We start from the raw sequence: 13001 nt of genomic DNA on the forward strand, positions 1-13001 counted from the left end.
TCTTTTGACCTGCTTAGCGCTTTTATCAATAACCATTAATTCATCATTTGCAGAATCATAAGCTAATAACTGAGGTAAATCACCTGCATACCTTCTTATATTTGGATTGCTTGTATTCATATCTTTATTCTACTCCCCTATCGTTGCATCACATTGTAACTGCGTGAAATAACCGCTGTTATCAATACTATGATCCGCTCGAATTACGTACCAACTTCTATCAACAACTTCCCTGCGATAACCTTCTACTCTTATCCTTTGACCACTTTGTAAATTAGGATTCCCTAAAGTAGTAATAATTAACCTTTCATTGCTTCTAGATAGATTTCTAAACTTAGTCTGAGCTTCGCTTGTGGCTATAGAAGCATTATCATAAGTCAAAGGTAAAACCAAAACATTATCACCTTCAGAACCTACTAATACTTCAGCAACATCGTCACCAGATTTATAGTTAGCTTTAACCCCACTGTAGTTAACTAATTCACTTACATTATAAGCAATATCAATAATGTCACTATCAGCCTTGGCATTGAATTTTATGGTTCTTAAAGGGACTACAGTAGTAGCGCTAGTTAAAAAGTTCTCACGCTTCTTAAAATAAACAATATTATTTTTAACCTTAAAAATAGCATCATAGCGCTTAGCAAGCTTACTGAGAAAAGCTTGATCACTCTCATTCTGAACTTGATGCCCAATATCGATATTCTGCAAACTCAAGTCAACTGAATACCCTAGCCCAGCACTAGTAGCCAAGCTAAAAACTACACCAAGTAAAGTAGTTCCATCAACCCAAGTGCGCTGACGAGCATTCGCTAAACCTTTAGTACTATAGTTAATACCCAAACCTTGCACCTGAAGAGTCTGACCAGCAGAGGCATTAATTCTCACCTGGTAATCAGTAACTTTATACTTGCCAAAAGGGATTATCTGCTTGTCACTATAACCTAAGCTAAATTCAAATTCAGCACCTCTTGCAGGTAGGGCAAAGTTATTTCCGGGTAATTGATTACTTACAGTTAAATTAAAACTATCATTTATAAAACCAATATTATCGCTAATAAGCAATGTTGGAGCCATACCAGCCTCATATATCTTTGCCCCGATATTAACCGAACCGCTAGTTATATTTATAAGTGGTTTAACTCCCTGTGTCATTAACTAAATACATCCACGAAACCGTTATCTATTTCAGAATCATTAATAACAGGTAAAACTATTTTTTCATTTGCTCTTAAAAACCAATCCTTTCTCCTAAGCAAATTAGGATTAGCTTCTAAAATTTTTGACTCTAAACCAGCTAAACCATAGTAAGCAAAGGCTATAGTGTCTAGCCTATCTCCATCTTTAGCCGTATAAACAACATCCGCCATCTAACTCCCAAATCCTCTTAACGGGTTCTTACCCCTAAGTACATCACCCACAGCACCAAACAATTGATCTAATAAATTCTCGACTGAAGCGTCAGTTAATTCATCATCACCAAAACGAACCATTCTAACTAAAACATCTTGATCAGCAGCCATTCCGTTTGACCTAATAGCTCTCTGTGACTTCTGGATACTATCTATGAACCATCTACCATAATACGTACCATTACCGTCTCTAAGTTTTTCTACGTCCTGCCTCTGGGCTTTAAATTCAAGTTTTTGCAAACTCTTGCTTCCAACTATACCTGTATTAGTATTTAATGCGCCTAATCCTAACTGAACGCCCCCTAAAGTACTTGAACGAATAGGCATTAAAGGAATAACCTTTCCTTGAAGAATTAACGTCTGACGACCGACACCCATAGCTTGATGAATTGGTCTAGCTCCAACTCTATCTATTTGAACCCAACGATACTCTTCTAACCAGTCCATTTGGCTAGGTGAAAAAGTTGAATACTTAAAAATATAATCTCCCCAAACTAAAACAGGTCTTAAAGGGAAAACTTTAGCAGGATTTGTAAAAAGTAAATTACCAATACTCATAACTGGGTACTCCTCTTAACTTGAGATACTAGCTCATCATTTCTGTCATTCATTGCAAATTTAACAGCGCTTGCTATAGAGCTGGCGCTTGCACCCATACCACCACCAACGCTATCAGGGATATTAACAGTTACGGGACTAGTAATGTTAACTACATTACCACTACTAGGTGTTTGAGGTAAAACAGTAGAAGTTACAGCCTCACTCATCCTACCCCCCATACCAGCAAGAGTATTTTGACCAAACATAGCACCGCCTACTTGAATCCCTAAGTTTGTTAATTGAGCACCTATTCTGACCACTGAACTTAAGAGGCTAACCATATTCTGTAAAGCCATCTGAACCTCAGGGTCTTTTAAAGTATTTGCAAATACTCGCATAGCTTCAGTTGCTGTATCTATCAAAGCTGGCATAGTATCTCCTAAAGCGTCTATAAAAGCAAGTTTAACTTCTTCAGTAGCACTGGTTAACTCCTTCATTTGATTACCTAAGCTCGATCTAATACGATCAGCAGTTCTCTGAGCAGCACCACTACTATTTTCTAAAGCTTCAGTGTAATTAACAATTGTTCCAGCGCCAGCGCTCATTAAAATATTTAATTCTTGAATAGCTTCACCACCAAATATAGTAGCTAAAGCAGCTTGCTTCTGAACACTTGTAGCATTAGCTAATTTTTTACTAAGCTCATCAATGATACCAGCAAAGTTTTTAATCTCACCATCTTTAGTAAATTCAAGATTGTACTTAGCCATCTCTTCACGCATAGCCTTGGTAGGCTTTAATATACGAGTTAAAGAAGTACCAAGCGCTCTAGTAGCTATAGAACCATTTAGACCATTGTTACCAAGAATCCCAATAATCGCACTTGCTTCCTCAAGGCTTATCCCTAAAGCTTTTGCAGTTGGACCCATGAACTTCATAGCCTCTGCAAACTGAGTCATATCATTCTTACTAGTGTTAACAGTCTTAACCATCACATCCATGACCGCAGTAGCTTCAGTTAAAGGCTTTTTAAATTGAGCCATAGTACTAAGTAAAATATCAGTACTTCCAGCTAAGTCCATACCAGAAGCTGTAGCTAAATCTAATACTTTTGGTAAAACGGCAACTTGCTCAGCAGCCTCAACTCCAGCACGACCTAAAAACGTCAACGCTTCAGCGGCTTGAGTAGCTGTAAACTCGGTACTAGCGCCCATCTCTCTAGCAATATCGGTTAGGTTTTCCAACTCAGCAGCAGTAGAATTACTAACCGCTCCAGCCGTCGCAATTTGAGTACTAAACTCTCCAGCCAACTGTAAACTATTACTTACAAAACCAATAGCAGCTTGAACACTCAAGTAAGCAGCAGCTAACCCAGCCACTTTACTTACTAAACCAGCTGTATTCATTTGAGCTACTTTAGTTGATTGAGCATATTTAGTTGTTTGAATAGCAGTCTTTTCAGTTGCTCTGCCCTGCTCTTTAACTTCTTTTTCAACACGATCAGCAGCTCTGCTCATTGCCTTTTGAGCAGCGGTTAATTTGCCTATAGTCTTTTGAAGTTCCTTAGCTCTAGCAATAGCCTTGTCAAACGATTGAACATAATCACTCGCTAATTGAGCAGTTAATGTTACTTTAGCTTGTTGACCATTTGCCATCTATTACTAATTTTAACCCTTACGCTGAGCTGCTTTTATTTGCCTTTCTTTCCTGTTCTAAAATCCATACAAAATCATCATAGTATTCAAAAAGTCTATCTAGCTCAATATCCCTCAACTCTTCAAAACTATTATGAGTATGTCTACTTAACTGAATAATCCAGACTTCAATTAATTCCCTACAAAACTTATTAGGATTAACTATATCGTCATAACGCTCTAATTCAATAACTGGATTGCGAATTGTAAAGCTATCAAAGAAAGATACTAAGCTTCTAACAAATAAACCAAAATCAGGTAAATTAATCGTTAAGATCGGCTTCAAGCTCTTCATCAGGTTCTTCCAAGGATTCTTTAACTTTATCCTGGATTCCTTCATAGAGACCTTGACTCTTAGCAAACTCAATGGCAACTGAAAGCCTTTCATTACGAAAGGGTAAAATCTGTTTAATCATTACCTCCCTATAGAAGTGTTGACCATCGATTAAATTAAGGTTCTCAATTTGATTTAAGCCTAAGTCGCTAATTTCCACCAGTAACTTATCACAAACTTCTTGATCGGTGATACTAGTATCTTTGTAAAACTTTTCAGCTAAAGCTAAATGCTTAGACTTAAGTCCATTGTAGTTAACAATCTCAGTACCATCCTCTAAAGGTTCTACTAGTTGATAAGTGTATTTATATCCCATTAATTCCCCCATTTTCTAATTAAACGTTGCTTTGAGCTAATAAAGCGATATCGTCATCATCTGTAATATCCCAAACAAACTCTTCTCCACCTTTACGGTCTCTATAGAAATAACAAGTAAATTCACAGTTAAGTTGTTGAATTTCACCCTGAGTTAAATTCTGACCAGCAGCCATATTTAACCAACCTCTCATAGTTCTAGTTCTCTTAACCTTAGCTCCTGTATTGGTATCTAGTTCAATAGAGGTGATAATTAATTGTTGTTGCTGTCCGTTCTTTCCTCTCTGTTGGAAATTATGAATAGCGATAGAATCTTCACCTAAAGTAAAGCTTGCGATCTTAACACCTGACTCTCTACCCGTTGGATAACCACCAACACCAGCTAATCCACCGCTTGGATACTCAGCAGTTTCACCTTCAAAACTAGGAGGAGTGAAAGTTAATATAGTCCCATCAAACTTAATGTTATTCTGGTTATCCCTTAAAGAACCGCTATATCGTGTGCTAATTGTTGGCTTTCTAAATGTCATTTCTCTTTAATTCCTTCCTTATACAGCATCAGCTAATACTGAACCTAAAAACCTCGTAGTTAATGCAAGCTCTGTGGTTACTCTTGTAATAGTTCCAACAGGAGTAAATTCTAATTTTGCGTAAATTAAACCTTGATTCAAATTAGCTAAAGGATTTCTTTCTGGCGGTAAAGTTACTCTAGTTGCACCATTCAATAAAGTTCCTTTATACCTATCTAAATCATCAGAAATAGCTTCCTGTAAATCATCTAAATTCTGACCAGTTAATGGCTGACCAAGAAAACCGCCTGCGATCTCTTGCGCTCTAACCTCTAAGAAATCAGTGATACGCTTAGAACCCTCAAAAGTAAAGAACTCTTCATTCGTTGTAGTGTTTTCACCAATTACTCTAAATCTGCTACCACCATCATTAACAATAGTCGTTATATTGTTTGAGTTTAAAGTACCTACTGAACTAGTAGCGCTATTGTTAAAGTCATACTTACGCTCACTAGCTATACAGTCAGGGATAAATGAACCAGTTAAACCTTGAGCTAAAGAAGCATCATTATCAATTGCTGCCCTCATGCCAGCAGCTACAGCAGCAAAACTTCTGAACACAGTTACTGAGCCAGTTAGTGGGGTGAAACCAGGCTTGTCATTAAATAACCTAACATTCTTACTATTGAAGTCATTTCTATAGTTAATAGCTGCACTTACAGTAGTTTCCTCAACGTCTACGTAAATAGTTCCTTTAAGGTTTTCAGCTTGAGTTAATAAAGATGAAACTACAGGATCTAGAGTGTTAGTGTCAGGTTTAATTCCTGCAAAACCTGGAGCTATAAAGATTCTTGGTGTAAAACCAGTCTTCGCTTGAGAATTTTTAAATTCTTCAATTGAATTAACAATATCAGTCTGAGTCACAGCAGAAAAATCAACAAAAGTATAATTAACTGAGATTGTAGCTAATCTATCAATAATCAAGCTAGTTGAAACTCTATTAATAATTCCATCATCTGCATTGATTGTATAGTCTGTATTTAAAACTGCTGTGGCTGTATATTCAACGATAACTGTTTCACCAGCAGCAATAGCGCCAGTACCTTCTCTAGTAATAACATTTGATGCAACTGTATAATCTGTTCCACCACCTACATAAGTAGTAAGACTATCAGAAGACTTAACAGCGTCCACGCTAGTAATTCCACTAGGTAAAGTTATAGTCTCATCTGCTAAAAATGTTTTGGTGACTATAAAATCAGTGTCTAAAGTAACTGCACTTATATAACCGTTATCCAACTGAGCTTCATTTGCTCCGTTCAACACGGCTAATTCGCTAGTAACCGTATCATTGTGAACCGCTGGATCACATACGTTAATTACACATGCCGTAAATGTTCCAGACTTCCTAACTAAATCAACTGCATCAGGGATAGTTGCACTATCTGCTTTATACTCCCCATACTCTTCAAAAATAGTAGTACCATCACCAGTAAAACCTTGAACAACCCCAACGTCTCCTTTACCAGCTGTACCAATAACACCTATAACACTAAAATCACTTTGTGGGGTAGTCTGCACCCCTGTGCTAGTTACTATAGTCTCGGTTGTAATTGCATTTCCCATAACTTTATTTTATAACCTTTTTAACCTTCATTTTTAACACGAGTTTTATACTCTTCAATAATATTTAAAAACATATCTGCTATTCTGCTATCTAACTCTAAAGAATTTTTGTCTCTATCAATCAAACTACCTAGAAAAACTAGCTGGTCATAATTAACACTAGTTCTTTTAGTTAATATTCCCTCAACTACTTTCTTCCCAGGTAAATCTAGATATGTCTCCATTGCACCCTGCAACTCTAAAGCTAAACTTAAATCGGTTTTTCCGATTTTACTAATCTCTTGATTAAAAAAATCTAATGGCTCAATAGATGTAGTCTCAGGCTTCTCAGGTTCAACTACTTCACTTAAATTACTTTGAGGTAAACCAGGTGGAGCAATCCATGCACCATCTTCGTTTTTGTAACCACCCAAACCATTCTCAGTTACATATTCATATCCTTGCTCTTCTAAATCTTGTCTACGCATAATTAAAATGGCCTTCCTTCAACTTGTACATAATGAGTACCCCATGGCTCGACATAACCGCCATCTGAACCAGCGCTAGCGGTAGTACCATTTGTGGAGAAAAAAGAAGCGCCACCAGTTCCAACATTACCAGTCTTCGTTGTTGTATTTGTTAAAAATGTAGATGCCTGTGCATAAATCAACCCAGAGTGTCCGCCGCCACCGCCGCCACCCGAGTGATTACTAACAGGGTTATTGTCTGAACCACTGCCGCCATTTCCACCAGATACATCAATAGTGCCACCATTAAAGTTTATAGTATTGGCAAACAAAAAGACATACCCGCCGTGTCCGCCACCGCCACCACCAACGGCATCATTTAATGCCCCATCTTGCCCATTACCACCAGTCATTGTTATATTTGCAGCTATCTCTATTGAATCAGCAATTAACACTATAGCGCCAGTACACGTTCCACCCGATAACGCACCTAATCCCGCTTGTGCTGGGGAAGAAATATTATTACCATTAGAAGAAAAACCACCTGCACCGCCGCCGCCGCCAGTAGTTGTTTGAGCTAAGGAATTAAAGGTATCTTCTGTTTGAAAAGTTCTATTAATAAATAAATTATAAGTATAAGCTCCTGCACCAAAAGGTATTGGTGTTACCTGTGGCTGCCCACCACCAAAGCCCTGTAAGGCACTACCTCCTCTACCGGTTGCTAAGCTAAATCTAGTTGAAGGATATTCCCTAAGCTTATTCATACTACCAGTAGATGCCAGTAAAGGTCTGCTTTCGATAAGCAAACCATCTGGGGAAGTACCAAAAGTTGCACCAGAACCATGTCCGCCTCCACTTTTACCAACGGGAACTTTTTTAGTCCCACTAAACCCTGAAGTATTATTAGCATGATCATAAGGCATATCAAGAAAAACACCTCGCTCTCCCCGATTAACCCCAATAACTCCGTTACCACCAATAGTAATATTTTGAGCTGCTTTAATGACATTTAAACCATCTACTGTTAATTGATGTCCTGAATTAATGGTGAAATTTCGGCAATTAATTTCATTGTAAGAAAATTCTTTACCAATTACAAAATTACCAGTACTCGAAAAGTCTCTAGCTACATTATTTATATTAGGTAAATCTAAACTAACAGGATAGTTATTAACTGAATACTCTATCAAACCCCATTCAAATTGATATTTGCAAACAGGGAAATTAACTATCCCTTTGAGCCCACCTGAGCCACCACCTAAAAAAGTACTTACTGAATTTACACCCATTTAATATCTTCTCCCTTTGACAACAATTTTCTTTATCTCAAAAAAATTACTATTACTTTCATTTTTTTCAACAAAAAAAGTTAGATAAGCTTGGTCTACTTCCTTGTCATTGTCATCTAAATTATTAAACCTATAAGCTGCATCTGATCTGGTGATAGTCAATTTATTTGTGGTCGTTGCATTACCGATAGTGTTTTCTGCACCAAAATAATTAAAGCCATTAAAGAAAAATTCATCACTATTTAAAAATGTTTCAAATGGTGCATCCATGTCAAGGTTGTAAATAAACCCACCAAATAAAGTCATTTGATCATAATTAGAATCTATAGCAGCGTGGTTATTACCTTTAATTTGATATTGACCNATAAAGTTACGATCATNGAAAAANACTAAAGGAATNAANTTAGCATAAAANCTAAACCAAGTNACNCCAGTATCNGANCNNNNACCNAAATCCGNATCNTNACCNNCNNNAGTNCCNCCNGCTAAAGTNTTCCACCATTGNCCTNNACCGTCTTGCACTACATCATTAGCGACATANACTGTACCTGAAGCCCAAGCACCCATGTCTTGATAAGTAAATGGAGTATTACCATCTGTTCCAACATAAGCCGTCCATGCAACTCCGGTATCCGACCCACCTGCTAAACCTGAATCATCCCCCGATGAAGTTCCACCGCCAGCAGTTTTAAAATAGGCTCCAGTANAATCTTGAACAATGTCATCAGCAGCATAAACTGTAGCGTCAGCCCATAGACCACGGTAACTAAACTCACTAGGAGTCATACCACTATCTGTAGCATCGTAACCCCATACAGCATCTAGTTTAAATCTTCCAGCTCCACGTTTACCTTGTCCTTGAGTACCTACAGGGCTCTGACCAAGTAAACCACTATCTGCATCAGAATCAATATCACTTAAGTTATATCTAACACCCAATCTAACACTTTCACTAGCAGGAATTGTAATTGTTCCGCCAGCCATATATAAAACGTGTTTATCTGTAAAAATATCTGTATTAACTAAAGTTACAAGTCCTGCACTAATTGGATTGTTGAAATCATAACCACCACTACGAATACAATTAGCAACTAAATCAGAAGCTAATAACTCAGCTCTAAAATCTGCATAATCTTGAACCTCATTTTGTTCTGAACTTTGAGCAATACGAGATGAACCAGTTGCATCTTTAGTTAAATATTGATGCCCAACATAATTCTGAGTTTTATCGTATCTGCTTAGTCTTCCTGTTAAACTCATAATTTACTTTTGATAATTTAATTTGTGTCAGAAGGAAACATAAAGAAAATTAACAACTTCTACCCCCTATTTTAACTTAGATTTCTATGACTAATTTAATCTCATTTTCGATATAACCAGCTCTTGGGACAGAACTAGTGTTTAAGTTAACTAATTGTGTTTCACTAGCAATATCTGTTACTTCAAAAAATTCTTTCCCTTCATAAGGTGTATTAAGAGTTGTATTATAAACAAGATTTAAACTATTCATATTACCCAAAGCAACACCTTGACTATCAACCAACCCACGCTCATCAATAACAAAATCAATATAAAGCTTGTTGGTTGGAGTAAGACTTTGAGAGTAAGTAAATCCATCAACTTCCAAATCACCACTTACATCATCAACTACATAAAACTGATTCCTAGTTCTTCTATAAAGAGTAGGTGCATCACTATAACCAACTTTTAATAAAATACGACTTGCTAAAACTGTAGCAATAGTATCTACTAAAGCAACTATGTGAGTTTCTTCTAACTTGATTAAAAGAAACACTCTTATATCCTCTGTTAACCCTGGGAAATTTTGACCATAAATGTCATCTAAAAAACTTTCATCAAGTCGAGTTTCATCATAAACTAAAATCCCAGAGCCTAAATCATTGTTTGTAATAGCTAAAACCTTGGTGTAAAAAGCTTTTGCAATATCAATAGCAGTTACAACATCTTGCATCTTATTAGCATCAGTAAATGTATCAGCCAAATTAATAGTAAAAAAGCCAGGATCATTATCGGTAATACTACCAAGGTTTACACCTGACCATTCAAGAGCCTTTCTTATAGCCCATACAGTACCTCTTCTTTGCTGAAACAACTCAGCTTCTTCTAGCGCACTGTAATCAAGATCTATAACCTTACTTAAAGCACCAAGACCTTTTTCAATAAATAAGTAAGGCAAAATTTTACTATTTGCCGAATCGTAACGTATTCTTCTGAAAGTTTCTAAAGCATTATCAATCGTTTCCCAGTCAAAGACCTTTAAGATATCTTTCTCTAACTGAGAAGAAGCTGGATTAAGCAATAAATCTAAACCAAATCTTTGAGAAGTTCCAGCGAGTGAAAATTGAGGATCACCCTCGTTAAGTAATATGACGCTTTCAAAATTGCCCTCATTAGCAAAAAGCTCCATATCTTCAAAGTAAGTAGGATCTACACTCATCTAAAATTTAAAACCTGCATTAGTTAAACTCAAAGTACCTATATTAATTTTTTGACTTTCAGTAGCAACTAAATCACTAAATAATATTGTTTTACCAACATCTGTATAAACCTTAATATCAGAAATACCATCTATTAAAAGAGTTTTGTTAATCCAAGCTAAATTAAGATCTCTAGCAAGACCAATTTCACTAGCAAAAGCAGTATTGAATATTCCTTCAAGACTTTCAAATGTAGCCACTGGTGTATCTGGCAAAGAAAATACATCAATATAAAGATCTTGGGTAACAATACTTGCAGAATTAACATTTACTTGAACACCACCAATCTTAACTATCTCTGCACTAAAAGCATCACTTACAGCAGTCAATAAAGCAGAATCTGCAACACCACCATTATCAGTAGCCAAAATATAAACATCTATAACCGCTGCTGTAGTACTCTGCACAAAAACATCAGCTACACGCTCAACATCTAAAGCAACTGAACTAAAATAACTATCTGACTCCGCCCTAATACCAGCTTGAGTCAATAAAATACGATTTCTAAAAGCATCATCCGTTTCCAAAACTGCCTCAGTTGGTGGGATAGCATCAGGATCAGCAGGGGTAACAATTGATCTAGCAATATTATAATTAGCCGCAACGTTATCTAAATCATTACCTGTAGAAGTAGCAATCAATACAGCTTTCACGGCATCATTTAATTTAGTTATAAACCTATTTTCAGCAACAGCATTGATATTTACATTCTTAGTAACAATATCACCATCTTGGTAGATCTCATACTCAGGCGCTAACTCTTTAAAATCCTCAATACGCTGAGCCTTTAAATTTTCTACAGAAGTAACATCTTCAATAATATCGGGATCAGGTAAAGAACTAATTTGTATACTCATATTAAATCACTCTCAAATAATGCTACTTCATCGTTATTAGCTCGAATAGCGTAACGAATCCTTACCTTCATTCTACCAGCCAGCCTATCATTGGTATTATCAAAACCAACCTCTAGGGCAACTAGTTTGATTTGCGGTATATAGTCACCTATAGCATCTGCAAGTAACGCTCTGAATTGAATAATCTTATCTTCCGTATCAGGACTTCCAGGTATAGCAGGTATATCGCTACCATACTCATTCACATAAATATAATCTCCACGATTAGTTTTAATAAGCTGCTCTAACTGTTCGTCAATCCAAGCTTTATATTCTATCGGTCTTCCTGTAACTCTACTAATTAAAACCATTAAACACCTACCCTCACTGGTATACCATTAAACGTGAAAGTAACTCCAGTTACAGCAACATTACCACTAGGGTCAATATTAATGCCGCCGCCACCGCTATTCATGCTTACGCCTGCAACCCCCGCCGACACCTCACTGGCACCCGCTTGAATCCTGGCTTCAGTGCTACTAACACGAGCATTAAAACCATTTGTATGTTCTATATTAATCCTATTGTTTCTTAAAGATACTGTGTGCCCAAAAGCATTTAACACCAACTCATCATCTCTGAATTGAATATTGTGATCATGAGCGTTAATACTTAAATTCTTATCAGTACCAGCATTAATATTTAAACTCTCATCATTAACTTGAATCGAACCATTGTCACCAAAACTAAAATTAGTAGTTTGATCATTATCAGGCATACCGTTTGCAATAATTGGCAAGATATAACCTTGTGCTGGGCTACCACTAGGACATAAAACTAAAACTGAATCATCAACACTAATGTTGTAATTCAATTTACCAGTGGAAAATCTTACAGTCATCCATTTAATAAACGGTGTTTCAACACCTGGAGCTAATATAACCTTTGCAGTACTAGTATCTAAGTCAACGGCACTTACTTTCCCGGTATGCACTACCCAATTAAGCTTACTATTAAGCTGATTTAAATTAGCAATCGCTTCCAATACTGGATTATCATCAGGCTCACCGTTAAATTGCATCTTCTACCTCCAAAGGATTTGTTTGAGCATCATCTACATAGTACTGAATCAAACTAGTGTTATCTACATAGTAACCATTAATATTCTCAGGGACTTTAACATCGAGTAAGTTATTATCCTCTTCCTTCATATGTATCTGAGTAATTGTTGGATAAGTAATAGTTTCTTCAACATAATCAATCCATCCAGGAGCTTCAAAAGTCCAAATATAAAGCAATCTACCATTTTCAGCCTTAAGTATCTCAAAGCCTGCATATCTTACAAAGTCAGTATTAGAATTAGCATCACCAGGGTTTAATAATTCGTCTCCAAGACTACTATTAACTTCTCCTTCACCAGCTTCTACTAAATTCCCCTCACTGTCATAAGGGCAAGCTGCATTAAATGGAACATTGATTAAAGCATTATAAATCTGAGTTCG

16 protein-coding genes are annotated in these 13001 nt (G+C 36.6%); all 16 read right to left on the minus strand.

All coding sequences use genetic code 11. The annotated features are described in order from the left end of the window. Positions 1 to 129: 129 nt before the first annotated feature. The gene (locus tag MK115_RS00700) at positions 130 to 1155 is read right to left on the minus strand and encodes a phage late control D family protein (protein WP_287608198.1); all 1026 of its coding nucleotides are present in this window, start codon (positions 1153 to 1155) and stop codon (positions 130 to 132) included. Next, entirely contained in the window at positions 1155 to 1370 is a 216-nt protein-coding gene (locus MK115_RS00705; protein ID WP_287608199.1) for a tail protein X, read from the minus strand. Before MK115_RS00705 ends, MK115_RS00700 begins: the two co-directional genes overlap by 1 nt. Further along, positions 1371 to 1970 (minus strand): phage tail protein, encoded by a 600-nt coding sequence (locus MK115_RS00710; protein ID WP_287608200.1) that lies wholly within the window; start codon positions 1968 to 1970, stop codon positions 1371 to 1373. Further along, positions 1967 to 3607: a phage tail tape measure protein gene (locus tag MK115_RS00715; protein WP_287608202.1), complete on the minus strand. Its 1641-nt coding sequence runs from the start codon at positions 3605 to 3607 to the stop codon at positions 1967 to 1969. The genes MK115_RS00710 and MK115_RS00715 overlap by 4 nt, the downstream gene beginning before the upstream one ends. 19 nt (positions 3608 to 3626) lie before the next feature. Then, complete coding sequence (locus MK115_RS00720; protein ID WP_287608203.1) at positions 3627 to 3941, minus strand: hypothetical protein; 315 nt, start codon at positions 3939 to 3941, stop codon at positions 3627 to 3629. Then, positions 3910 to 4296, minus strand: a complete 387-nt coding sequence (locus MK115_RS00725) for a hypothetical protein (RefSeq protein WP_287608204.1) — start codon at positions 4294 to 4296, stop codon at positions 3910 to 3912. Before MK115_RS00725 ends, MK115_RS00720 begins: the two co-directional genes overlap by 32 nt. 19 nt (positions 4297 to 4315) lie before the next feature. Then, a complete protein-coding gene (locus MK115_RS00730; RefSeq protein ID WP_287608205.1) occupies positions 4316 to 4825 on the minus strand; it encodes a hypothetical protein in 510 nt (169 codons plus the stop codon). Between the two features lie 18 nt (positions 4826 to 4843). Next, positions 4844 to 6430, minus strand: a complete 1587-nt coding sequence (locus tag MK115_RS00735) for a phage tail sheath subtilisin-like domain-containing protein (RefSeq protein ID WP_287608206.1) — start codon at positions 6428 to 6430, stop codon at positions 4844 to 4846. 20 nt (positions 6431 to 6450) lie between these two features. Continuing rightward, positions 6451 to 6897, minus strand: coding sequence for a hypothetical protein (locus MK115_RS00740; protein WP_287608207.1), 447 nt, complete (start codon positions 6895 to 6897; stop codon positions 6451 to 6453). A 2-nt stretch (positions 6898 to 6899) separates the two neighbouring features. Further along, positions 6900 to 8165 (minus strand): hypothetical protein, encoded by a 1266-nt coding sequence (locus tag MK115_RS00745; RefSeq protein ID WP_287608209.1) that lies wholly within the window; start codon positions 8163 to 8165, stop codon positions 6900 to 6902. Next, positions 8166 to 9425, minus strand: coding sequence for a DUF4815 domain-containing protein (locus MK115_RS00750; protein WP_287608211.1), 1260 nt, complete (start codon positions 9423 to 9425; stop codon positions 8166 to 8168). 76 nt (positions 9426 to 9501) lie between these two features. Continuing rightward, on the minus strand, positions 9502 to 10623 hold the full coding sequence (locus tag MK115_RS00755) for a phage tail protein (protein WP_287608213.1): 1122 nt from the start codon (positions 10621 to 10623) through the stop codon (positions 9502 to 9504). Next, the gene (locus MK115_RS00760) at positions 10624 to 11520 is read right to left on the minus strand and encodes a hypothetical protein (RefSeq protein ID WP_287608215.1); all 897 of its coding nucleotides are present in this window, start codon (positions 11518 to 11520) and stop codon (positions 10624 to 10626) included. After that, positions 11517 to 11870, minus strand: a complete 354-nt coding sequence (locus MK115_RS00765) for a GPW/gp25 family protein (protein WP_287608217.1) — start codon at positions 11868 to 11870, stop codon at positions 11517 to 11519. Before MK115_RS00765 ends, MK115_RS00760 begins: the two co-directional genes overlap by 4 nt. Further along, positions 11870 to 12580, minus strand: a complete 711-nt coding sequence (locus tag MK115_RS00770; protein ID WP_287608219.1) for a hypothetical protein — start codon at positions 12578 to 12580, stop codon at positions 11870 to 11872. The genes MK115_RS00765 and MK115_RS00770 overlap by 1 nt, the downstream gene beginning before the upstream one ends. Beyond that, on the minus strand, positions 12570 to 13001 hold a 432-nt coding region (locus MK115_RS00775; RefSeq protein WP_287608221.1), incomplete at its 5' end, for a hypothetical protein. The genes MK115_RS00775 and MK115_RS00770, both read right to left, overlap by 11 nt.

The organism is Prochlorococcus sp. ALOHA_ZT_50 (assembly GCF_022447305.1).
Taxonomy (GTDB): Bacteria; Cyanobacteriota; Cyanobacteriia; order PCC-6307; family Cyanobiaceae; genus Prochlorococcus_A.

Coding starts and splice junctions, on each gene's coding strand:
- MK115_RS00700 (WP_287608198.1), bottom strand. CDS start 1,155: ATGACACAGGGAGTTAAACCACTTATAAATATAACTAGCGGTTCGGTT.
- MK115_RS00705 (WP_287608199.1), bottom strand. CDS start 1,370: ATGGCGGATGTTGTTTATACGGCTAAAGATGGAGATAGGCTAGACACT.
- MK115_RS00710 (WP_287608200.1), bottom strand. CDS start 1,970: ATGAGTATTGGTAATTTACTTTTTACAAATCCTGCTAAAGTTTTCCCT.
- MK115_RS00715 (WP_287608202.1), bottom strand. CDS start 3,607: ATGGCAAATGGTCAACAAGCTAAAGTAACATTAACTGCTCAATTAGCG.
- MK115_RS00720 (WP_287608203.1), bottom strand. CDS start 3,941: ATGAAGAGCTTGAAGCCGATCTTAACGATTAATTTACCTGATTTTGGT.
- MK115_RS00725 (WP_287608204.1), bottom strand. CDS start 4,296: ATGGGATATAAATACACTTATCAACTAGTAGAACCTTTAGAGGATGGT.
- MK115_RS00730 (WP_287608205.1), bottom strand. CDS start 4,825: ATGACATTTAGAAAGCCAACAATTAGCACACGATATAGCGGTTCTTTA.
- MK115_RS00735 (WP_287608206.1), bottom strand. CDS start 6,430: ATGGGAAATGCAATTACAACCGAGACTATAGTAACTAGCACAGGGGTG.
- MK115_RS00740 (WP_287608207.1), bottom strand. CDS start 6,897: ATGCGTAGACAAGATTTAGAAGAGCAAGGATATGAATATGTAACTGAG.
- MK115_RS00745 (WP_287608209.1), bottom strand. CDS start 8,165: ATGGGTGTAAATTCAGTAAGTACTTTTTTAGGTGGTGGCTCAGGTGGG.
- MK115_RS00755 (WP_287608213.1), bottom strand. CDS start 10,623: ATGAGTGTAGATCCTACTTACTTTGAAGATATGGAGCTTTTTGCTAAT.
- MK115_RS00760 (WP_287608215.1), bottom strand. CDS start 11,520: ATGAGTATACAAATTAGTTCTTTACCTGATCCCGATATTATTGAAGAT.
- MK115_RS00765 (WP_287608217.1), bottom strand. CDS start 11,870: ATGGTTTTAATTAGTAGAGTTACAGGAAGACCGATAGAATATAAAGCT.
- MK115_RS00770 (WP_287608219.1), bottom strand. CDS start 12,580: ATGCAATTTAACGGTGAGCCTGATGATAATCCAGTATTGGAAGCGATT.